Genomic DNA, 22,311 nt, shown 5'->3' on the forward strand with positions numbered 1-22,311 from the left:
CTATACCGTGAGAATGTGGACGTGACAGATCGGCTTTTTGCCCCATTGCTGGGCGATCGCACCGCGTACGCCGCGCCGCACCGCCTCCGCCACGCTGTCGGGATCGCGCCGCCGCGGCTTCGGCAGGCTCTCGAAGGTATCGTGCACCGCATCGAGCGCGATGTCGGCCAGTGGCAAGCCGTCCTTGCCGTGTTCGGGGACGCCCAGCAATTCGATCTCCGGATCGGCCGCAAGGACACCCTTCTCCGTCAACGCCAGCGCCACCGTGACCATGCCCACAAAGCTTAAGCGGCGGCGATCCGCGATCGTGCGGCTGTCGGCAGCGACCAGCACCGTGCCGTCCTTGTAGACCCGGCCATGCGGTATTTCATCGACAATCGAGGGCGTGCCTGGCGCGAGTTGCACCATGTCGCCGTTGCGGCAGGACACCACATTCGGAATGCCAAGCCGGCGGCCAATAGCAGCGTGTTCAGAGAGGTGCAGGGCCTCGCCATGGACCGGGATCAGGATGTTCGGCCTGACCCAGCGCAGCAAATCCTCGACCTCTCCGATGCGGGGATGTCCCGACACATGCACCAGATGGGTGCGGTCGGTGATGACCTCGATCCCCTGATCGATCAGGCCGTTCAGGACCGCGGAGACCTCCTTTTCGTTGCCCGGAATCGTGCGCGACGAAAAGATCACCCGGTCGCCGCGACCGAAGGTGATTTCGGGATGGTCGTCGCGGGCAATGCGGGCGAGCGCCGCCCGCGGCTCGCCCTGGCTGCCGGTGCACAGTGCCACGACCTTGTCCGGTGGCAGATAGCCGTAGACGTCCGGCCCGCGAAAATCCGCAACGCCGTGCAGATAGCCGGTCTCGCGCGCGACCTGAACCACACGCTCCATCGCCCGCCCGACCACGACGACCTCACGGCCAGCAGCGTGCGCTGCCTCCGCCACCGAGCGGATGCGGGCGACATTGGAGGCGAAGGTGGTCACTGCAACGCGCGCCGGCGCCGCGGCAATCAGCTCCGCCAGCGTCCTTGCGACATCGGCTTCCGACGGCGAGCGCCCGTCGCGCACGGCATTGGTGGAGTCGCCGACCACCGCGAGCACTCCCTCTGCGCCTACCTGCCGCAACTTGTCGTGATCGGTCGGCAATCCAACTATCGGCGTCTGGTCGAGCTTCCAGTCCCCGGTATGCAGCACCGTGCCGAGCGGCGTTCGCAGAACCAGCGCATTCGACTCCGGGATCGAATGCGACATCGAAATCAGCTCGATATCGAAAGGACCGACCTGGAAGCGGCCGCCAAGCGGCACCACCCTCACCTCGATCTCCGGTGCGCCAGGCTCCCCGGCACGCTTGGCTTCGATCAAGGCCGCAGTGAAGGGCGTCGCGTAAACCGGCACGCGCAAGTGCGGCCAGAGATCGAACAGCGCGCCGAAATGGTCCTCATGGGCGTGCGTAAGCACGATACCGGCGATATTTCGCCGCTCCCCGGCGAGATAGCGGATATCGGGAACGATCAGGTCGACGCCCGGGAGGTGTTCTTCGGACGCGAAGGATACGCCGCAATCCACGATCAGCCATTGTCTGCGGCGTTCGTCGCCGAGTCCGTAGATCGACAAATTCATGCCGATCTCGCCGACGCCGCCGAGTGGCGCGAAAACCAGTTGATCCGCAGCTGCCATCAGGAGGCACCTCCGCCGCGTGTGACATCGCCGAAATAGACGTCACCGGCTGTGAAGACGCGGATCATGCCGTCCGTCTTGCGCAGGATCAGCCTGCCCTCCTCGTCCAGCGTCTCGAAAATGCCGCTTTCCATCCGTTCTCCCGTTCGTACAGAGATCGCTTGCCCGATTCCCCGGGCCTGTGCGAGCCAGGCTTCGCGGATGGCATCAAATCCGAGTCCCTCGTTCCAGAGCGCGGCATACGAAAGCCATGCGTCGGTGAGCCGGGAGAAGGCCTCTTCGGGGGTCACGACGTGGCCCAGTGCCGCAAGCGACTGCGCCGGATACGGCATGCCACTCGGGGCCTCCGCCAGATTGACGCCAAAGCCGACCGCGACCGCAAGATCGTCCGCGTGCGCCTCCGATTCCAACAAGAGTCCGGCCACTTTGCCCCCATCCGCCAGCACGTCGTTCGGCCATTTCAATGAGAAATGTACCTTCGGCGACGTCAGCTCTCTGCAGGTTTGGGAGACGGCGAGGCTCGCTACGAATCCGAGCGTTGCGGCGACGGCGGGCGTCACCGGCAAGGCCAATAGCAGGCTCGCCATCAGGTTGCCCTTTGCCGACATCCATTGCCGTCCCCGCCGGCCGCGCCCGGCCGTCTGTTCGCGCGCCACAATCCAAAGCGGGCCCCGCTCCCCGGACCTCGCCTGGCGCAAGGCCTCACTGTTCGTGGAATCCAGGCTATCGTGGACGATGAGACCGTGTCCCGCTTGCGCCGCTTTTGGACCGAGCGCAAAGGCCATCCGTCAGAACAGCGACTTTGCGGCGGCACCTGCAACTTCGAGCAACGGCCCCGGCCAGACGAAAAACAGGAAATTGAAAAGGCCGGCGACGCCGAGCACGGCGACCTGCTCGCCCGGCATCGGCTCGAAGCTCTTGTGCGGCTCGTCGAAATACATGGTTTTGACGATGGCGAGATAATAATAGGCGCCGACTACGCTGGTCAGCACGCCGATCACCGCAAGCACGTAAAGCCCGGCATTGATGGCGGCGATGAACACATAGAATTTCGCAAAGAAACCGGCGAGCGGCGGAATACCGGCAAGCGAAAACATCAGCATCGCCAGCATGAAAGCCATCACCGGCGAGGTGCGCGAGAGCCCGGCCAGATCGGAGATATTCTCCACCATGCCGCCCGGCCGCTTCATGGACAAGACGCAGGCAAAGGTGCCGAGCGTCATTGCAACATAGATCGCGATGTAGATCAGAACGCCCTGTACCCCCTCCTGCGTTCCGGCCGCAAGGCCGACCAGTGCGAAGCCCATATGACCGATCGAGGAATACGCTAGCAGCCGCTTGATATTGGTCTGGCCGATCGCGGCAAACGAGCCGAGCGCCATCGAGGCGATCGCGACGAACACCACGATCTGCTGCCACTGCAACGTCACAGTCGGGAACGCGGTCATAGTGGCGCGCACGAACACCGCCATGGCTGCAACTTTCGGTGCGGCAGCAAAGAACGCCGTGACGGGAGTCGGTGCGCCCTCATAAACGTCCGGTGTCCACATATGGAACGGCACCGCCGAGACCTTGAAGCAAAGCCCGGCCAGAAGGAAAACGAGACCGAAGGTGAGCGCCAGCCCACCCTGCGGCGCAGCCTGCGCAATACCCGCAAACGATATCTGGCCGGTCGCGCCGTAGATCAGCGAAGCGCCATAGAGCAGCATGCCGGACGACAGCGCGCCGAGGACGAAATATTTCAGCCCGGCCTCGGTCGATTTCGCGGAGTCGCGATCGATCGCGGCGATCACATAGAGCGACAGACTCATCAATTCGAGGCCGAGATAAAGCGCGATCAGGTCGGTCGCCGAAATCAGCATGCCCATGCCGGTTGCCGACAGCAGCATCAGGATCGGATACTCGAACTTGTGCATACCGGCGCGCCGGACGAAATCGAACGACATCAGGATCGCAACCGCGGTGCCGCCCAAGGCGAGGATCTTCACGAAGCGGGCGAAGTCGTCGACCACGAAGCTGCCGCCGAAGGTCGATAGTCGGCCGGCCGGAAGCAGCGCAACCACGATGGCCGCGACGACAAGAAGCGCGATCGAAGCAACATTGACCGCGAAATTGGTGCGCTCTCCGCCAAAGGCACCGACCATCAGCAGCGTCATGGCGCCGACCGCGAGAATGATTTCGGGCAGAGCCGGGAGGAGATCGGGCATCGCGGCGCTCATTTCTTCTCACCCGCAAGGCGCAACTCGGCCTCGGCCTTCTTGGATTTGCCGATCGCAGTCTGGTATTGCGCGACCAGCGCATCGACCGAGGCCGACGACATATTGAGCACCGGCTTCGGCCAGAATCCGAACAGGAGCGTCAAGATGACGAGCGGCGCGAACAAGCCGATCTCGCGATAATTCATGTCCTCAATGCCGCGCAGTTTGGGTTTTTCCAGCTTGCCGAAGATCATCTTGCGGTACAGCCATAGTGCATAGCACGCCGACAGAATCACCCCGAGGGTTGCGAGCGTCGCCACCGCGACATTGACCTTGAAGGTGCCGATCAGCGTGAGGAATTCGCCGACAAAGCCGGAGGTGCCGGGTAAACCCACATTGGCCATGGTGAACAGCATGAAGACGGCGGCATAAACCGGCATGCGTTCGACGAGGCCGCCATAGGCCGCAATCTCGCGGGTATGAATGCGGTCATAGACCACGCCGACGCACAGGAACAGCGCGCCCGACACGATACCGTGCGAGATCATCTGGAAAATGCCGCCGCCGATGCCTTGCGCATTCGCAGCAAAGATGCCCATGGTCACAAAGCCCATGTGAGCGACCGACGAATAGGCGATCAGCTTCTTCACGTCCTCCTGCATCAGCGCGACCAGGGACGTGTAGATGATGGCAACGACCGACAATGCAAAAATCAGTGGTGTGAAGTCGGCAGAGGCCAGCGGAAACATCGGCAGCGAGAAGCGCAGGAAGCCATAGCCGCCCATCTTCAGCAGGATGGCTGCAAGCACGACCGAGCCCGCGGTCGGCGCCTCGACATGCGCATCCGGCAGCCAGGTATGGACCGGCCACATCGGCATTTTCACCGCGAACGACGCGAAGAAGGCGAGCCAGGCCCAGGTCTGCAATTGCCGCGGGAATTCGTGCTTGAGCAGCACGGTGATGTCGGTCGTGCCGGCGCTCCAGTACATCGCCATGATGGCGAGCAGCATCAGCACCGAACCGAGCAGCGTGTAGAGGAAAAACTTGAAGCTCGCATAGACACGGCGGGGTCCGCCCCAGATTCCGATGATCAGGAACATCGGGATCAGCCCAGCCTCGAAGAACAGGTAGAACAGCACGAGGTCGAGGGCCGCGAAGGTACCGACCATCATCGTCTCGAGGACGAGGAAGGCGATCATGTATTCCTTGACGCGGTTCTGCACCGATTCCCAGCTCGCTATGATGCAGATCGGCATGATTGCCGTGGTCAGGATCACGAGCGGCAGCGAAATGCCGTCGACGCCCATGTGGTAGGATGCATAACCGCCGAGCCAGCGCGCCTTCTCCACGAACTGGAATTCGGCGGTGGCCGCGTTGAAATGCCACACCAGAACCAGCGACACCGCAAAGGTGACGAGCGTGGTCCAGAGCGCGACCCAGCGCGCATTGCGCTTGACGGACTCGGTGTCCCCGCGCAGCGCCATGATGAACAGCGCGCCGACCAGCGGCAGGAAGGTGGTAACGGAAAGGACGGGCCAGGTGGTCATGTCAGCGGATCCCCGCGAACATGAACCAGGTGATCAGGACCGCGGCCCCGATCAGCATGGCGAATGCGTAGTGATAGAGATAGCCGGTTTGCAGCCGCACCACATTGCGCGTAACGTCGAGCACCCGCGCCGATACGCCGTCCGGACCGAAGCCGTCGATCAGCCAGCCATCGCCGCGCTTCCACAGCGTGTAGCCGAGCCACTTGGCGGGCCGTACGAAGATGAAGTCGTAGAGCTCGTCGAAATACCACTTGTTGAGCAGGAAACGGTACAGGAGCTGGTGGTCGCGCGCGAGCCGCGCCGGGATCGACGGATCGCGCAGATAGAACTGCACGGCGATGGCGAGACCCAGCACCATCATCACGAAGGGCGACGCCTTCACCCAGAACGGCACATGGTGGATGGCGTCGATGATTTCCGCCTTCTGGGAGAGCGACTGGCGGAAAAAGTCCTGCACATGGTGCCCGGCGAAATATTCGTAAAACGGATACCCGGCAAGGATCGAGCCGGCGGCCAGCACATAGAGCGGGATCAGCATGACCAGCGGACTTTCATGCGCTGCATCGTAATGATGACGGTCATGCGGCGCGCCGAAGAAGGTCTTGAAGATCAACCGCCAGGAATAAAATGAGGTCAGCAGCGCGGCGAAGACGGTACAGACGAAGGCATAGGGCGCGAACGGATTATTGCCGACGAACGCCGCCTCGATGATTGCGTCCTTGGAGAAATAGCCGGCCGTGAGGGGGAAGCCGGTGAGCGCCAGCGTGCCGATCACCATCAGCCAGAAGGTCTGCGGGATCTTCTTGCGTAGCCCACCCATGTTGCGGATGTCCTGCTCGTGATGCATCGCATGAATCACCGAGCCCGCGCCGAGGAACAGAAGCGCTTTGAAGAAGGCATGGGTGAACAGATGGTACATCCCGACGGAATACGCACCGACGCCCATCGCGACGAACATGTAGCCGAGTTGCGAACAGGTCGAATAGGCGATGATGCGCTTGATGTCGTTCTGAACCAGACCGACGGTGGCCGCGAAAATCGCGGTGGTGGCGCCGATCAGGGTGACGATCATCAGCGCCACCGGCGCCAGCTCGAACAGCGGTGACAGGCGCGCCACCATGAAGACGCCGGCCGTCACCATGGTCGCAGCGTGGATCAGCGCGGAGACCGGGGTCGGCCCCTCCATGGCGTCGGGGAGCCAGGTATGGAGCAGGAATTGCGCGGACTTGCCCATCGCCCCCATGAACAGGAACAGGCAGATCAGCGTCAGCGCATCGGCCTGCCAGCCGAAGAAATCGATGGTCTTGCCGGTCAGCGCGGGCGCCTGCGCAAATACGGTGTCGAAGTCGATCGCGTTCGTCATCATGAACAGCGCGAAAATGCCGAGCGCGAAACCGAAATCGCCCACGCGGTTGACGACGAAGGCCTTGATCGCGGCCGCGTTCGCCTCCGGCTTTTGATACCAGAATCCGATCAGGAGATAGCTGGCCAGCCCTACGCCCTCCCAGCCGAAAAACAGCTGGGCGAGATTGTCGGCGGTCACAAGCGCAAGCATCGCGAAGGTGAACAGAGAGAGATAGGCGAAGAACCGCGGCCGGTGCGGATCCTCGTGCATGTAGCCGATGGAATACAGATGCACGAGCGCGGAAACGGTCGTGACCACGACCAGCATCACCGCGGTCAGGGCGTCGACGCGCAGCGCCCACTCGACCTTGAGGTCGCCCGACTGCATCCAGGTGAACAGCACCACCCGCTCGTCGACATGACCGAAGCCGACGCGCACAAAGGCAATCCAGGACAGGATCGCAGCGACAAAGAGGAACAGCGTGGTGATCAGTTCGGCCGGCCGTGCACCGATGAGACGGCCGAACAGGCCGGCGATCAAGGCGCCGATCAGGGGGAGAAAGACGATCGCCTGATACATTTCTTAATATCCCACGCGCATGACCCGGACCGAGCCCCGGCGTCCACTTTTCGGGATCATGCGTTCAGCCCTTCATCAGGTTGACGTCTTCGACCGCGATGGAGCCGCGGTTGCGGAAATACACAACGAGGATCGCGAGCCCGATGGCCGCCTCGGCGGCGGCCACCGTAAGAATGAGCAACGCGAAAATCTGCCCCGCAATGTCGCCCATGAAGCTCGAAAACGCGACGAAGTTGATATTGACCGACAGCAGGATCAGCTCGATCGACATCAGGATGATGATGATGTTCTTGCGGTTAAGAAAAATACCGAAAATCCCGAGCGTGAACAGGATCGCGGCGACTGACAGGTAATGACCGAGCCCGATAGTCATGCTTTCTCTCCAAGCATGATCTCGTCCGAAAACCGCTTCCTACTTTTCGAGATCATGCTTCGAGCCCCTGTCCCGGCCGGACCTTGCGGATCTCGATCGCGGTCGCGGGCGTGCGCGCAACCTGATCCGAAATGTTCTGGCGCTTGACCCCTTCCTTGTGGCGCAGCGTCAGCACGATCGCGCCGATCATGGCTACCAGCAGCACAAGCCCGGCAGCCTGGAAGAAGTAAATGTACTTCGTATAAAGGACGAGACCGATCGCTTCCGTATTGGTGACCGAGGCAGGGATCGGCGCGGATACAACCCGCGGTGCCGCGCCGCCGATGGCCCAGGCCCCGACCACCAGCAGGATTTCGACCAGGAGGACGATCCCGATCAGCCCGCCCACAGGAAGATATTGCAGGAATCCCTCACGCAGTTCGGCGAAGTCGACGTCGAGCATCATCACGACGAACAGGAACAGCACGGCAACCGCGCCGACATAGACCACGACCAGGATCATCGCGAGAAACTCGGCGCCAAGCAGGAGGAACAATCCCGCCGCATTGACGAAAGCGAGGATCAGGAACAGCACCGAATGCACCGGGTTGCGCGAGGCAATCACCATCAGCGCGGAAGCGACGCAGGTCGCGGCGAAAAGATAAAAGAACAGAGCGGCGATCATGGTGTATTACCGGTAAGGCGCATCGAGCTTGATGTTCTGCGCGATTTCCCGCTCCCAGCGATCGCCGTTCGCGAGCAGCCGTTCTTTGTCGTAATAGAGTTCCTCGCGGGTCTCGGTCGCGAATTCGAAGTTTGGCCCTTCGACGATGGCATCGACGGGACAGGCCTCCTGGCAAAGGCCGCAATAGATGCACTTCACCATGTCGATGTCATAGCGCGTTGTGCGACGGGTGCCATCGTTCCTGCGCGGACCGGCCTCGATGGTGATCGCCTGCGCCGGGCAGATCGCCTCGCACAGCTTGCAGGCGATACAGCGCTCCTCGCCGTTCGGATAGCGGCGCAGCGCATGTTCGCCGCGGAAGCGCGGCGAGATCGGGCCCTTCTCGAAGGGATAATTCAGCGTCGGCTTCGGCTTGAAGAAATAACGCATGCCGAGAAAGAACGCTTGCACGAACTCCGTGAGGAATATCGAACGCGCCGCTTGATCGAGCCGCATGGTGTCCTATCCTCTGCCTCTCGGCCGCTGCGGGAGCGGCGTCATGCGAACAGCCACGTTCCCAGCCAGTAGCCGATCGCAGCAAAAATCGTCCCTTCGATTGCGACGACGATCCATCGCAGCAAGAAAATCTTGCGCTCCAGCACCGCCCGCTCCGAAGCCGTCTCCGACCGATCGAGCGCGCGCAGCCGTTCCGCCACCGTCCTCACAACCACCAGCGCGCTGGCGACGCCGAAGGCCGCTCCGACCGCTGCGCCAATGATAGCCGATGCCGATAGGCTCATGATTGCGCTCTGTGATCGTCATCTCGGGGCCAGTCCGAAAAACTGCAGAACGCCTGCAACGATCACGACCATCGCCAGCGAGATCGGCAGAAATACCTTCCAGCCGAGCCGCATGAGCTGGTCGTAGCGGTAGCGCGGCACGATCGCCTTGGCCATCGCGAACAGAAAAAACATGAACAGGCACTTGAGGGTGAACCAGACCACCCCCGGTACCCAGGTGAAGGGCGCGACATTCGCCGGCGGCAGCCAGCCGCCTAGAAAGAGGATGGTGGCCATCGCGCACATGGTGGCGATGGCGACATATTCGCCGAGCATGAACATCATATACGGCGTCGATCCGTATTCGACCATGAAGCCGGCGACCAGCTCGGACTCCGCTTCGACAAGATCGAAGGGCGGTCGGTTGGTTTCGGCCAGCGCCGAGACGAAAAAGATCACGAACATCGGCAACAACGGCAGCCAGAACCAGCCGAGCAGCCCGTACTTTCCGTCCTGCGCGTTCACAATGTCGGTCAGGTTCAGCGAACCGACGCAGAGCAGAACCGTAATGATCACGAAGCCGATGGAGACTTCGTAGGACACCATCTGCGCCGCCGAACGGAGCGAGGCGAGGAACGGATATTTCGAGTTCGAGGCCCAGCCGCCCATGATGATGCCATAGACGCTCAGCGAGGAGATCGCGAAAATATAAAGAATGCCGACATTGATATCAGCAATCACCCAGCCGGCATTCACCGGGATCACCGCCCAGGCCGCAAGCGCCAGCACGCAGGTGACGAGCGGCGCCAAAAGGAACAGGCCCTTGTTGGCGCCTGCCGGAATCACCGGCTCTTTCAGAACGAATTTCAGCAGGTCGGCAAAGGATTGGAAGAGCCCATATGGGCCGACAACGTTCGGCCCGCGTCGGATCTGCACCGCGGCCCAGATCTTGCGGTCGGCGTACAGCACATAGGCGATGGCGACGAGCAGGATCACCAATAAGAGCACGCTTTGTGCGACGATGATGATCAGTGGCCAGAGATAGGTCCAGAAGAATTCGGCCATGCGCCCTACTCCGCCGCCGTCATGGCGCGGCGCTCGGCCAGCGCCGAGCATTCGGCCATCACTGCACTCGCTCGCGCGATCGGGTTGGTCAGATAGAAATCGTCGATCACCGAACTGAACGGGGTCTTGTCCGGCGCCCCCGAGAGTTGGGCGAGCCTGCGCAGGTCGGCGCTATCGCCCGGGGTGACGGTTCCGATGCGTTGCAAATGCGGGTGCGCTGCAAAGATTGCGTGCCGCAATTGCGTGAGCGAGTCATAGGGCAGGCGCACTCCGAGATGATCCGACAGCGCGCGCATGATCGCCCAATCCTCGCGCGCGTCGCCCGGGGGAAACGCGGCCCGCGCCGCCATCTGCACGCGGCCTTCGGTATTGACATAGAGACCCGATTTCTCCGGATAGGCTGCGCCCGGCAGGATCACGTCAGCGCGATGCGCGCCGGCATCGCCGTGCGAGCCGATATAGACGACAAACGGCCCGCGATCGACGTCGATTTCGTCGGCGCCGAGAGCGAACAATACGTCGACGTCGCCGGAGGCCATTTGCAAGGCCGTCTTGCCGCCCTCGCCCGGCACGAAGCCGATATCGAGCGCGCCGACACGCGATGCCGCGTAATGCAGAACCGAATAGCCGTTCCAGACGTCGGAGACGGCACCAATCTCGACCGCGACGCGCGCGGCGAGCGCCGCCACCCGGCCGCCGTCCGCACGGGCAAAGACCGAAGCGCCGACCAGCACCAATGGCCGCTCGGCCTTATACAGAATATCGGCATAATCGCCCTTGCCTTGCGCAAGCTCGGCAAGCGACTCCGGTCCTGCTCCGAGATAGTGGTAGGGATAGGTCAGATCGACCCGCTCCCCGATCAGTGCGACAGGGAAATGGCCCATGCGCCAGCGCTTGCGGATACGCGCGTTGAGCACCACCGCTTCCTTGCGCGGATTGGAACCTACGATCAGCAATGCGTCGGCCTGCTCGATGCCTGGAATCGTCGCGTTGAACAGATAGGCCGCACGCCCCCAGCGCGGATCGATCATCGAGCCGCGTTGGCGTGCGTCGATGTTCTTCGTTCCGACCCGCGCCATCAGATCCTTCAGCGCGAACATCTCCTCGATCGCGCAGAGATCGCCGGCGATCGCGCCGATCCGGTCGGGCCGCACCGCCTTGACCTTGGCCCCGACTACGGCGAATGCCTCGCTCCAAGTCGCAGGCCGCAGCCGACCTTGCTCGCGGATATAGGGCTGGTCGAGCCGCTGCGCCCGCAATCCGTCGACGACGTGCCGAGTCTTGTCGGAAATCCATTCCTCGTTCACGTCCTCGTTGATCCGCGGCAGAATGCGCATGACCTCGCGGCCCCGCGTATCGATCCGGATCGCCGAGCCAACTGCATCCATCACGTCGATCGATTCGGTCTTGTTCAACTCCCAGGGCCGCGCCGTGAACGCATACGGTTTCGACGTCAGCGCCCCGACCGGACACAGATCGACCACGTTGCTCTGCAGCTCGGAGGTCATCGCCTGTTCGAGATAGGTGGTGATTTCCATGTCCTCGCCGCGGCCGATCGCGCCGAGCTCCGGAACGCCGGCAACTTCGGTGGTGAATCGCACGCACCGGGTGCAGTGGATGCAGCGATTCATCGAGGTCTTCACCAAAACCCCAATATATTTGTCCTCGACCGCGCGCTTGTTCTCCCAGTAGCGCGAACTGTCGACGCCATAGGCCATGGCCTGGTCCTGCAGATCGCATTCGCCGCCCTGATCGCAGATCGGACAGTCGAGTGGATGGTTGATCAGCAGGAATTCCATCACGCCTTCGCGCGCCTTTTTCACCAGGGGCGTGCGGGTATTGACGACCGGCGGCTCGCCGTTCGGACCGGGCCGGCAGTCGCGCACGGCCCAGGCGCAGGAGGCTACCGGTTTCGGCGAGCCTTTCAGCTCGACGAGGCACATGCGGCAATTGCCGGCGATCGACAGACGCTCGTGGAAGCAGAAGCGCGGAATCTCGGCACCGGCCTCCTCGCAGGCCTGCAGCAACGTATATTCCGGCGGCACATCGATCTCGATGCCGTCGACGACAAGCTTGGTCATCGTGCGAACTCCTTCGGCATCATTTTCCCTATCGCCATGCCCTGCCTCACGCCTTCTTCGGCCGGCAATCCGGTGGCGAAAAATCGTGCCGTTGCATCAGCGCCTTCACGAAGCTGTTGGTTTCGCGCCCGAAGGTCTGGAGGAATTCCGGGTCCTTGGTCAAGGTCTCGCACAGGAACGGCAGATGGTCCTTCACCTCGTATTCGCAGGATCTTCGCCATTCCGGCTCGTTCGGAAAGGCATTCAAGACCTCTTCGCAGGCATAAAGCAGATACGAGACGAACGCCCGGTACTGCTCGAACACGAGCCGGTCCCCTGACTTCAGCTTGGCGTAGTCGGGCGCGCCGAATTGCGGGTTGCGGAAATTGAGGTCGGTGTAGGCCAGATAGACCTGACGCGCGCCGGTCGCCCGGTTGTTCTGGCGCACTTCCTGGAATTGCAGCACGATCGCGCCGAATCCGATCATGGCAACGACCGCCGAGGCGATCTGCGCCCAGTTGCCGAACCGCTGCCACCACTGGCTTTCGGAGGCCATCGCTCATCACTCCGCCGCCACCCTCACCGGATCGGGATGCGGATTGGCCGCATATTGATCGATGCGCTCCTCGATCTCGTGCCGGAAATGCGCGATCAGGCCCTGAATCGGCCAAGCCGCCGCATCGCCGAGCGCGCAGATGGTGTGGCCCTCGACCTGTTTCGTCACATCGAGCAGCTGGTCGATCTCGCGCTTGTGAGCGCGGCCTTCCGCCATGCGGGTCATGACGCGCCACATCCACCCCGTGCCTTCGCGGCAGGGCGTGCACTGGCCGCAGCTCTCGTGCTTGTAGAAGTACGACAGGCGCGCAATCGCGCGGATCAGGTCGGTGGACTTATCCATGACGATGACGGCCGCGGTGCCGAGCCCGGATTTCAGCTTCGCCAGCGAGTCGAAATCCATCGGGCAGTCCATGATCTGCGCCGCCGGCACCATGCGCACCGACGAGCCGCCCGGGATCACCGCCTTCAGATTGTCCCAGCCGCCGCGGATGCCGCCGGCATGCTTCTCGATCAGCTCGCGGAACGGGATGCTCATCGCCTCTTCGACATTGCAGGGACGGTTCACGTGGCCTGAAATGCAAAACAGCTTGGTGCCGACATTGTTGGGCGCACCGAACGAAGCGAACCAGGCCGCGCCCCGCCGCATGATGTCGGGCGCGACCGCGATACTCTCGACATTGTTCACCGTCGTCGGGCAGCCATAGAGCCCGACATTGGCCGGAAATGGCGGCTTTAGCCGCGGCATGCCTTTCTTGCCTTCGAGGCTTTCGAGAAGTGCGGTTTCCTCGCCGCAAATGTAGGCGCCGGCACCGTGATGGACATAGACGTCGAAGTCGTAGCCGTGAATGTTGTTCTTGCCGATCAGCCTGGCCTCATAGGCCTGATCGACCGCAGCCTGCAGCCGTTCCCGTTCGCGGATGAACTCGCCGCGGACATAGATATAGGCCGCGACCGCGCCCATCGCGAAGCCCGCGATCAGGCAGCCCTCGACCAGCAGGTGCGGATCGTGCCGCATGATCTCGCGGTCCTTGCAGGTGCCGGGCTCGGACTCGTCGGCATTGACCACGAGATAGCTCGGCCGGCCGTCCTTGCTCTCCTTCGGCATGAACGACCATTTCATCCCGGTCGGGAAGCCTGCGCCGCCGCGCCCGCGCAGGCCAGACGCCTTGATCTCGTTGATGATGCCGTCGCGGCCGCGTTCGAGAATGGCCTTGGTGCCGTCCCACGCGCCGCGCGCCATCGCGCCCTTGAGGCTCCAGTCGTGCTGGCCGTAGAGATTCTTGAAGATGCGATCCTTGTCAGCCAGCATGGTTCAGTCTTCCAGCTTCTCACCGACATTGCTCGACGGCCGCCAGCCCGTTGCGAGCTTCTTCGCCTGCTCGATCCATTTGTCGCGGACCGCACGGCCCTTGAAGCCCTCGAGCTTCTGATCGACCCAGCGCAAATTCATCTCGGTCCATGACGCGATCTGGTCGTAGTGGAACACACCCATCCGGTGCAGCATCGCCTCAAGCTTCGGTCCGACTCCCCAGATCAGCTTGAGGTCGTCGGCGATGCCGTCGCGCGCCTTCTCAAGCAAGGCCGGCTTGTGTTCGTCGGCTACCGGCGCGTCCTCGGTCAGCGCCTTCTCGGTCGCCTTGACCGAGATGCCCTCCTTCGCCGCGGCCTTCACCAGCGTATCGACACCGGCCGGCGCCTCGCGCTGATTGGCATCGGCGGTCGGCTTTTTCGGTGCGGCATCGGTGAGCGGCGTCTGAGCGGGCGCCGCGCCGGCGCCACCACTGATCGACGGCGATTCCAGCAGCGTGGTCTGGCCGCCTTCGGGCGCGGAAAATTGCCGGTCGATCTGCGGGCCTGGCTTCACCTCTTTTCCGGCGGCAAGATCGTCGAGAATTTTCGCGAACGTCTCCGGCGTCAGGTCTTCATAATAGTCGTAATTGATCTGGGCCATCGGCGCATTCACGCAGGCGCCGAGGCATTCGACCTCGACCCATGACAACGCGCCGTCCGGCGTTACCTCGAACTGATGGCCGATCCGCTTCTCGCAGACATGGATCAGGTCTTCGGCGCCGCGCAGCCGGCATGGCGTCGTGCCGCAGAGCTGCACGTGATAGCGTCCGACCGGCGCAAGGTTGAACATGGTGTAGAAGGTCGCGATCTCCATGACTCGGATCGGCGCCATGTCGAGGAATTCGGCGACGTAGCGGATCGCCGCTTCCGGCACCCAGCCACCGGCCTGCTCCTGCGCTTTCCAAAGCAGCGGAATCACGGCGGAGGCCTGACGGCCGTCGGGGTATTTCAAGAGCTGCCTCTTCGCCCATTCCATATTCTCGGGCGTGAAGGAAAACTCCTTCGGCTGCACTTCTTTCGGCGCGAGACGACGAACGGCCATCAGCGATCGACCTCCCCGAACACGATGTCGAGCGAACCGAGGATGGCCGACACGTCGGCCAGCATGTGGCCCTTGCAGAGAAAGTCCATCGCCTGCAGATGCGCGAATCCGGGCGCACGGATCTTGCACTTGTACGGCTTGTTGGTGCCGTCGGCGATGAGATAGACGCCGAACTCGCCCTTCGGCGCTTCGACCGCGGCATAGACTTCGCCAGCCGGCACGTGAAAGCCTTCGGTGTAGAGCTTGAAGTGATGGATCAGCGCTTCCATCGAGCGCTTCATCTCGCCGCGTTTGGGCGGCACCACCTTCTGGTCATCGGCGGAGACGCGCCCCTTGCCCTCCGGAGCATTCAGCAGGCGGATGCATTGCTTCATGATCCGCACCGACTGACGCATCTCTTCCATGCGGATCAGATAGCGGTCGTAGCAGTCGCCGTTCTTGCCGATCGGAATGTCGAAATCCATTTCGGCATAGCATTCATAGGGCTGGTTTTTACGCAGATCCCAGACCGCGCCCGAGCCGCGCACCATCACGCCGGAGAAACCCCATTTCCAGGCGTCCTCCAACGACACCACGCCGATATCGACGTTGCGCTGCTTGAAGATGCGGTTGCCGGTGAGCAGCGCATCGATGTCGTCCACGGTTTTGAGGAACGGATCGCACCAGGCCTCGATGTCGTCGATCAGCTTCTGTGGCAAGTCCTGATGCACGCCGCCGACGCGGAAATACGCTGCATGCATGCGCGAGCCGGAGGCGCGCTCGTAAAAGACCATGAGCTGCTCGCGCGGCTCGAAGCCCCAGAGCGGCGGGGTCAGCGCGCCGACGTCCATCGCCTGCGTCGTGACGTTGAGCAAATGCGACAGGATGCGGCCGATCTCGCAATAGAGTACGCGAATGAGCTGACCGCGGCGCGGCACTTCAAGACCGAGCAACTTTTCCGCCGCGAGGCAGAAGGCATGCTCCTGGTTCATCGGTGCGACATAGTCGAGCCGGTCGAAATACGGGATCGCCTGCAGATAGGTCTTCTGCTCGATCAGCTTTTCGGTGCCGCGGTGAAGCAGGCCGATATGCGGATCGACGCGCTCGACGATCTCGCCGTCGAGCTCAAGAACCAGGCGTAGCACGCCATGTGCCGCAGGATGCTGCGGGCCAAAGTTGATCGTGAAGTTTCTTTCGCCGCTAGACATGAGTGATCCGTTGCGCCCCGTACTGAGCGCGAATAGCGAATAGCGAATAGCGAATAGGGCGTTCAATCCTTGTCATTTGACTGTCTGCGCTGAATCGATCGGATCAAAGATCGCATCATCCTTCCCAGTTCATCGCAACGCTGAAGTAGCGGAGCGACGTCGTCGGATTTCGCCAAGCCGACCCGTTCGGACAGAAGCAAGTGAGTCTCGACCTCCTTCACCGAACCCTGCGCCATGCGCAAAAATTGAATGAAGCTGCCGCTGTTTTCACGGCCATGTCCTTCCGCGATATTTGCCGCGATGGACACCGCCGACCGACGGATTTGACTTGTCATGCCGTAGACTTCGTCTTTCGAGAAGCGCGACGTGAGACGATAGGTCTGCTCCGCCAGCGTCATCGCTTCCTGCCAGACTTTCAAATCACGGTATGAACTGATCCCGATTTCGCGTACTCCTTCTATTCGCTATTCGCTACTTACTATTCGCTGCTCCGCCCGGCGCGAACTGGGCGAACACCTCGGCACCGGTCATGTTGTGCGTCTTGTTAGCGAAGTCGTAATAGGCCGGCTTTTCGTCGATGAAAATCTGGCTGGTGAAGGCATAGTCCTTCAGATCGTCGAAGGCTTCGGCCGACACGAAATACATGTCCTTGTCGATCAAGCGGTAATAGAGCGGCGTGCCGCACGTCTTGCAGAAGGCGCGCTCGGCCCAGTCGGATGAGCGATAGGCGCCGAGGCTGGATCTGTCTTCGACCTTCAGCGAGGTTCCGCAGTCGCGCACCAGGAACGGTCCCGCGGACCAGCGCCGACACATGCTGCAGTGACACGCGCCGACCTCACGATCGGCAGGAGTGGCGGTGAAGCGGACCGCGCCGCAGAGGCAGCCGCCGGATTGCTGCTGCGCCGATGCCATCACGCAGCCCTCGCCTTCAGCGCCTTCTCGGCGACCCGCGCATTGAATCTGTCGTAATGCACCACGGCGCGCTGGTGCCGGCCTTCGCCGATCACGTCCACGCCGTCATGGCCACGCACGAAGAAGCTCACCGTCTTGCCGTCAACCGCCGTGCATTCGCACTCCACGGTCACGGTCATTCCGGGAGGGGTCGCGGCCAGATGGCTGAAATCGACATGAGTGCCGAGCGACCCCTCGCCGGGCTCAAGATGCTGGGCAAGGAGTTCAGTGCAGCACCATTCGAACAGTCCGACCATATAACCCGTAGCGAACACCCGCGGCATTGCTCGGAACATCGGCGATTCCGGATAGAATTCCGGCACCGTCTGGCGGTCGGTGATGACGAAAGTCAGACTGTGTCTGAGGCCGGGCCTGAGCGTGTCCTTCATCAGGCCCCCTTCCCGCCTTCCGCCTTTTCGTCGCCCGGAAGCCGGTAGTCGGTGCCTTCCCAGGGCGAGAGAAAATCGAAGTTGCGGAATTCCTGATTGAGCCGGACCGCTTCGTAGACCACGCGCTTCTGGGTGTCGTCCCAGCGCACCTCGACAAAGCCGGTGAGCGGAAAATCCTTGCGCAGCGGATGCCCTTCGAAGCCGTAATCGGTCAGCAGGCGGCGCATGTCCGGATGGCCGGTAAACAGCACGCCATAGAGATCGTAGGTCTCGCGCTCGAACCAGTCGGCGCCGGGGAATTCGGAAATGATGGACGGCACCGGCGTTGCTTCGTCGGTCGTCACTTTCACTCGCACGCGCGCATTCTGTTTCGGCGACAAAAAATGATAGACGACATCGAAGCGCCGCTCGCGTTGCGGCCAGTCGACTGCGGTGACATCGATGATGCTCCAGAACTGGCAGTTCGGATCGTCGCGCAGGAAGCGAACGACCTTCACGATGTCGGCGGCGTTGGCGTAAACGTTGAGCTCGCGATGGATGATGTCGAATCCGGTGACTGCACCCGGCAGCCCCGCGCTGATCGTATCCCCGATCGCCTGCAGCTTCTCGCTCATGGCTAGCGCTCAATCGTTCCGACCCGGCGGATCTTCTTTTGAAGAAGCATCACGCCATACAGCAGCGCCTCCGCCGTGGGCGGGCAGCCAGGCACGTAGATATCGACGGGCACGATGCGGTCGCAGCCTCGCACCACCGAATAGGAATAATGGTAATAGCCGCCGCCATTGGCACAGCTTCCCATCGAGATCACGTAACGCGGCTCCGGCATCTGGTCGTAGACCTTGCGGAGCGCGGGCGCCATCTTGTTGGTCAGCGTGCCGGCGACGATCATCACGTCCGACTGACGCGGGCTTGCACGCGGGGCGAATCCGAAGCGCTCGGCGTCATAGCGCGGCATCGACATCTGCATCATTTCGACGGCGCAGCACGCAAGACCGAAGGTCATCCACATCAGCGAGCCGGTACGCGCCCAGGTGATGAGGTCGTCGGCGGTCGTGACCAGGAACCCCTTATCGGCGAGTTCCGCGTTAAGTCCGGTAAAGAACTCATCCTCCGCGCCGACCGGCTTTCCGGTCCGCGGATCGAGAATGCCTTTCGCGGCGGGTGAAACAACGGCGCTCATGTTCGGCTGGTCCGAGGCAAGCGCGCGCGACGTGGCCCGAAACCCGACTGACGCGTTTCCATATCGCGCTTTAATCCCATTCGAGCGCCCCCTTCTTCCACTCGTAGATAAAGCCGATCGTCAGCACGGCAAGGAACACCATCATCGACCAGAATCCGAAGGTGCCCAACTCACCAAACGTCACCGCCCACGGGAACAGAAACGCGACTTCGAGATCGAAAATAATGAAGAGGATCGCAACCAGATAAAAACGAACATCGAACTTCATGCGCGCATCGTCAAACGCGTTGAATCCGCATTCGTATGCAGACAGCTTTTCGGGATCGGGCTGGCGGTACGCGACGATAAACGGCGCAATCAGGAGCGCCAGGCTGAGCCCCAGCGCAACCCCAATGAACACCACGAGCGGCAAGTAGTCCTGTAGCAGGTCGCTCATGCTTCTCCTCACGGGAACAAGCAGCCCGTCGGCAGCCAAAACCCGTCCCTCGGCCTTCCCGCGGCACGACCGCTGGATGACCCCCTCACCCAGCTCGGATTCGTTCCAAGAAGGAAGTTCGGGAGCCTTAGCGCAGCCCATTTGCCCCGGCAAGCGCCCGAAAAGTCTCAATTCTGCAATCTCCCCCGCCAAATCGTGAGAGAGGCCACCGTCCGCGGAGCGCCGAGGTTCGCGGCCGTCTGATCCATTGAAAACTGAGACTGCGGGCCGCCTTGCGCCCCAGCCTGCACCGGTTCCCCAAAGGGGCGCCGCAGGCCGAGGTCTGACGCTCGATGCGCATTTCGACGCCAGGCCGCGCGAGCATCTGGGGGGAGGACTTTTACGACAAAATGTCCCGCTCCAATGCGCGTGGTGCTGTTGCCGTCACATGAGCGGCATTTTCCGTGTTCATTTCCTAATACTGGAGCTTTTTCCGAAGAACGAACTGGCGTTCCGGCGCTGCAAAGACCCGAAACTGCCGTCACACGGGTTTCGTATGTGAATGGAGCCCCGGTGTGGCTCTGCGTGAATTGCGTCAACAGAGCGCTTGCGACAAGATTGTTGAATGCACGTGAAACTCAAAAGGCAGATTCGATTCGGTTTTGCGGCCCTGGTGGCGATCGCCGTTGCCTGGCCTTGGACGACGGCATCTACAGCGGCCCAATCCGCATTCGCGGACGGTGAGTTCCTTTCCGCCCAAGCGAAAAAGAAGGCACCAAAAAAGACGCCAAAAGCAGCACCGGCCACACAATCGGCTCCCGGCCCTCTGCCTCGTACGGCCTTCACGGCGCGCGACCAGGAGGTCGCTGCGATCGCGAACATGCCGGATGCGCGCTTCTGGGCCGATTCAGAACGCGAATATCTGAGGGCCTTGCCGGCAAGCCCGGGCCCCTGGCTGATCCTGTCCACCGGCGGCGAGGATGGCGCCTTCGGCGCAGGACTCCTCAGCGGCTGGTCGAAGGCCGGCACCCGTCCGGAATTCTCCTTGGTTACCGGGGTTAGCACCGGCGCGCTGATTGCGCCCTTCGCCTTTCTGGGAGCGCGTTACGACGAGCAGTTGCGCGACGCCTACACAACCATCAGCGCCATCGATATTTTCGAGGTCGGCGGCAAGGGCGAGAGCTTTCTCGATACCTGGCCGCTCCACGGCCTGATCGAGAAGCGTGTCACGCCTGAGCTGCTGAAAGAGATTGCGGCCGAGCACGCGCGCGGCCGGCGGCTCTTTATTATCACGACAAATCTCGATGCCGGACGGCCTGTGGCTTGGGATATTGGCGCCATTGCAACCTATGCCGACAAAGCCGCTCTCGACCTTATACGCAAGGTCATGATCGCAGCCATCAGCATTCCCGGCGCATTTCCGCCCGTGCTGATCGGTGTCGAGGGCAATGGCCGCAAATTCGAGGAGATGCATGTCGACGGCGGGCTTGCCGACCAGTTTTACATCGCACCCGACTCGATGCTGTTCAGCACCAGCACGACCAAACTTCCGGCAACCGACTTCTACATCATCGCCAACATGAAACTCACACCTGAGTTTCAGCTGACCGAGCGAACCACGCTGAGCATTCTTGGCCGGTCGGTCAGCGCAGCAATCAAGTTCGTCACCCGCAACGCGATTGATCGCGCCTATTCGACCGCAAAGCGCAGTGGAATAGGTTTTCACGTTGCCTATGTCGACCAGGATTTCAGCGCTCCTGCACGCGGCGCTTTCGACCCGGACTATATGAAGGCGCTATACGAGGTCGGATTTGCCAGGGGCGCGGGCCCAAAGCCGTTCTTCACGACTCCGGATGAAGCTTCCACCAAGCCAAGAAAGGTGGCGCAATGACCCAGGCGCCAATGAGAACGACGATGAAAATGGCACGATTGGCGCCCGCCGGCCTTCTTGCAGCCGTCCTTGCACTGGCTGCACCCTCCGATGCCTTTGCCGCAAAGAAAAGACCGAGCCCGGCATCGAGCGCCTTTGACGGATTGTGGAGTGTGCTCATCATTACCGAAAAAGGCACCTGCGATCGCGGCTACCGATATGCTGTGCGCATCAAGGGCGGTCGTGTCGGGCATGCCGATCCTGCCGGCTCGAGCTTTCGGATTTCCGGCAGCGTGGCAGGCAATGGGACCGCCCGGGTCAATGTCGCCCGCGGTGACCAGAGCGCAAGCGGCAGCGGCCGCCTAACGCGCACCTCCGGCTCTGGGCGCTGGCAATCGGCCAAAGGCGAATGTTCCGGCGTCTGGCAGGCCGAACGGCGCGGCAACTAGCATCGCCCCGCAACGGCCTTATCTTTAGCCGGCTGTGACCGCGCCGATCCCCGGCGCGGCACGCGTGCCGGCCGAAACGGATGGCGAACGTTATTTCCAAGATCGTCGAGCAGGCCCGCCTCACCTCACGGGCGCTGCTGGAATATGGTCACGGCCTGTTCGAGCCGACGATCCGACTCGGCGTGACCGGCCTGTCGCGGGCCGGCAAGACGGTTTTCATCACGGCTTTGGTGCATGGCCTCCTGCGCGGCGGCCGCTTTCCGGTGTTCGAGGCAATGGCCTCGGGACGGATCGCACGAGCGCGCCTGTCGCCGCAACCGGACGACACCGTGCCGCGCTTTGCCTACGAAGCGCATCTCAGACAGCTTCTAGAGGAACGGCATTGGCCGGAATCTACCAGGCAGATCAGCGAGCTGCGTCTCATCATCGAATATCAGTCGCAGAATCGCGCGATGCGCGAACTCACCCTCGATATCGTCGACTATCCGGGCGAGTGGCTGCTTGATTTGCCGCTGCTGCGCCAGAGCTATGAGGCCTGGTCGGCCGAAACCATCCGGCTCTCACGCCAGGACGACCGCGTGCATCTCGCGGGCGCCTGGCATTTCGAGATCGCGGCCCTCGACCCGCATGCGCCCGCCGACGAGGCGCTGGCGCAAACCG

24 protein-coding genes are annotated in these 22,311 nt (G+C 62.1%); 3 read left to right on the forward strand and 21 right to left on the reverse strand.

Annotated elements, in window-relative coordinates; genetic code table 11:
- The 21 genes from ACK41X_RS06105 to ACK41X_RS06205 all read right to left on the reverse strand — a co-directional run bounded on the left by ACK41X_RS06105 (position 1) and on the right by ACK41X_RS06205 (position 19,353).
- On the reverse strand, positions 1-1,671 hold the full coding sequence (locus tag ACK41X_RS06105) for a ribonuclease J (protein WP_409720313.1): 1,671 nt from the start codon (positions 1,669-1,671) through the stop codon (positions 1-3).
- Positions 1,671-2,456, reverse strand: coding sequence for a biotin--[acetyl-CoA-carboxylase] ligase (locus ACK41X_RS06110; protein ID WP_409720315.1), 786 nt, complete (start codon positions 2,454-2,456; stop codon positions 1,671-1,673). The genes ACK41X_RS06105 and ACK41X_RS06110 overlap by 1 nt, the downstream gene beginning before the upstream one ends.
- A 3-nt stretch (positions 2,457-2,459) precedes the next feature.
- Positions 2,460-3,878, reverse strand: a complete 1,419-nt coding sequence (gene nuoN, locus ACK41X_RS06115; RefSeq protein ID WP_409720317.1) for an NADH-quinone oxidoreductase subunit NuoN — start codon at positions 3,876-3,878, stop codon at positions 2,460-2,462.
- 8 nt (positions 3,879-3,886) lie between these two features.
- The gene (locus ACK41X_RS06120) at positions 3,887-5,416 is read right to left on the reverse strand and encodes an NADH-quinone oxidoreductase subunit M (protein WP_409720319.1); all 1,530 of its coding nucleotides are present in this window, start codon (positions 5,414-5,416) and stop codon (positions 3,887-3,889) included.
- Position 5,417: 1 nt separating this feature from the next.
- A complete protein-coding gene (nuoL, locus tag ACK41X_RS06125) occupies positions 5,418-7,340 on the reverse strand; it encodes an NADH-quinone oxidoreductase subunit L (protein ID WP_409720321.1) in 1,923 nt (640 codons plus the stop codon).
- Positions 7,341-7,404: 64 nt separating this feature from the next.
- The gene (gene nuoK / locus ACK41X_RS06130; protein ID WP_409720323.1) at positions 7,405-7,713 is read right to left on the reverse strand and encodes an NADH-quinone oxidoreductase subunit NuoK; all 309 of its coding nucleotides are present in this window, start codon (positions 7,711-7,713) and stop codon (positions 7,405-7,407) included.
- 52 nt (positions 7,714-7,765) lie between these two features.
- Positions 7,766-8,377: an NADH-quinone oxidoreductase subunit J gene (locus tag ACK41X_RS06135; protein ID WP_409720325.1), complete on the reverse strand. Its 612-nt coding sequence runs from the start codon at positions 8,375-8,377 to the stop codon at positions 7,766-7,768.
- A gap of 6 nt (positions 8,378-8,383) precedes the next feature.
- On the reverse strand, positions 8,384-8,872 hold the full coding sequence (gene nuoI / locus ACK41X_RS06140) for an NADH-quinone oxidoreductase subunit NuoI (RefSeq protein WP_409720327.1): 489 nt from the start codon (positions 8,870-8,872) through the stop codon (positions 8,384-8,386).
- Positions 8,873-8,913: 41 nt separating this feature from the next.
- On the reverse strand, positions 8,914-9,156 hold the full coding sequence (locus tag ACK41X_RS06145; protein WP_409720329.1) for a hypothetical protein: 243 nt from the start codon (positions 9,154-9,156) through the stop codon (positions 8,914-8,916).
- 18 nt (positions 9,157-9,174) lie between these two features.
- The gene (gene nuoH, locus ACK41X_RS06150) at positions 9,175-10,200 is read right to left on the reverse strand and encodes an NADH-quinone oxidoreductase subunit NuoH (RefSeq protein WP_409720331.1); all 1,026 of its coding nucleotides are present in this window, start codon (positions 10,198-10,200) and stop codon (positions 9,175-9,177) included.
- 5 nt (positions 10,201-10,205) lie between these two features.
- Positions 10,206-12,281: an NADH-quinone oxidoreductase subunit NuoG gene (gene nuoG / locus ACK41X_RS06155; protein ID WP_409720333.1), complete on the reverse strand. Its 2,076-nt coding sequence runs from the start codon at positions 12,279-12,281 to the stop codon at positions 10,206-10,208.
- Between the two features lie 46 nt (positions 12,282-12,327).
- Positions 12,328-12,816: a hypothetical protein gene (locus ACK41X_RS06160; RefSeq protein ID WP_409720335.1), complete on the reverse strand. Its 489-nt coding sequence runs from the start codon at positions 12,814-12,816 to the stop codon at positions 12,328-12,330.
- Positions 12,817-12,822: 6 nt separating this feature from the next.
- The gene (gene nuoF / locus ACK41X_RS06165) at positions 12,823-14,127 is read right to left on the reverse strand and encodes an NADH-quinone oxidoreductase subunit NuoF (protein ID WP_409720337.1); all 1,305 of its coding nucleotides are present in this window, start codon (positions 14,125-14,127) and stop codon (positions 12,823-12,825) included.
- Between the two features lie 3 nt (positions 14,128-14,130).
- Positions 14,131-15,210 carry an NADH-quinone oxidoreductase subunit NuoE gene (nuoE, locus tag ACK41X_RS06170; protein WP_409720339.1) on the reverse strand — a complete coding sequence of 360 codons (1,080 nt, stop codon included), beginning with the start codon at positions 15,208-15,210 and terminating at the stop codon, positions 14,131-14,133.
- Positions 15,210-16,397 carry an NADH-quinone oxidoreductase subunit D gene (locus ACK41X_RS06175; RefSeq protein ID WP_409720341.1) on the reverse strand — a complete coding sequence of 396 codons (1,188 nt, stop codon included), beginning with the start codon at positions 16,395-16,397 and terminating at the stop codon, positions 15,210-15,212. Before ACK41X_RS06175 ends, nuoE begins: the two co-directional genes overlap by 1 nt.
- Before the next feature lie 62 nt (positions 16,398-16,459).
- The gene (locus ACK41X_RS06180) at positions 16,460-16,840 is read right to left on the reverse strand and encodes a four helix bundle protein (protein WP_409720358.1); all 381 of its coding nucleotides are present in this window, start codon (positions 16,838-16,840) and stop codon (positions 16,460-16,462) included.
- 28 nt (positions 16,841-16,868) lie between these two features.
- Positions 16,869-17,309, reverse strand: a complete 441-nt coding sequence (locus ACK41X_RS06185) for a GFA family protein (protein WP_409720343.1) — start codon at positions 17,307-17,309, stop codon at positions 16,869-16,871.
- Complete coding sequence (locus ACK41X_RS06190; protein WP_409720345.1) at positions 17,309-17,737, reverse strand: thioesterase family protein; 429 nt, start codon at positions 17,735-17,737, stop codon at positions 17,309-17,311. The genes ACK41X_RS06185 and ACK41X_RS06190 overlap by 1 nt, the downstream gene beginning before the upstream one ends.
- Positions 17,737-18,351 (reverse strand): NADH-quinone oxidoreductase subunit C, encoded by a 615-nt coding sequence (locus tag ACK41X_RS06195; protein WP_409720346.1) that lies wholly within the window; start codon positions 18,349-18,351, stop codon positions 17,737-17,739. The genes ACK41X_RS06190 and ACK41X_RS06195 overlap by 1 nt, the downstream gene beginning before the upstream one ends.
- 2 nt (positions 18,352-18,353) lie before the next feature.
- Positions 18,354-18,917, reverse strand: coding sequence for a NuoB/complex I 20 kDa subunit family protein (locus ACK41X_RS06200; protein WP_409720348.1), 564 nt, complete (start codon positions 18,915-18,917; stop codon positions 18,354-18,356).
- Positions 18,918-18,987: 70 nt separating this feature from the next.
- Positions 18,988-19,353, reverse strand: a complete 366-nt coding sequence (locus ACK41X_RS06205; protein WP_409720350.1) for an NADH-quinone oxidoreductase subunit A — start codon at positions 19,351-19,353, stop codon at positions 18,988-18,990.
- An 859-nt stretch (positions 19,354-20,212) separates the two neighbouring features.
- On the opposite strand from ACK41X_RS06205, the gene ACK41X_RS06210 reads away from it, so the two are divergent.
- From ACK41X_RS06210 to ACK41X_RS06220, 3 genes are all read left to right on the forward strand, one after another.
- Positions 20,213-21,223 (forward strand): patatin-like phospholipase family protein, encoded by a 1,011-nt coding sequence (locus ACK41X_RS06210; protein ID WP_409720352.1) that lies wholly within the window; start codon positions 20,213-20,215, stop codon positions 21,221-21,223.
- A gap of 23 nt (positions 21,224-21,246) precedes the next feature.
- Complete coding sequence (locus ACK41X_RS06215; protein WP_409720354.1) at positions 21,247-21,651, forward strand: hypothetical protein; 405 nt, start codon at positions 21,247-21,249, stop codon at positions 21,649-21,651.
- A gap of 80 nt (positions 21,652-21,731) precedes the next feature.
- Positions 21,732-22,311: YcjX family protein (locus tag ACK41X_RS06220; RefSeq protein WP_409720356.1), on the forward strand; the 580-nt coding region annotated here is incomplete at its 3' end.

The sequence above is a fragment of the Pseudorhodoplanes sp. genome, from assembly GCF_046289595.1.
GTDB lineage: Bacteria > Pseudomonadota > Alphaproteobacteria > Rhizobiales > Xanthobacteraceae > Pseudorhodoplanes.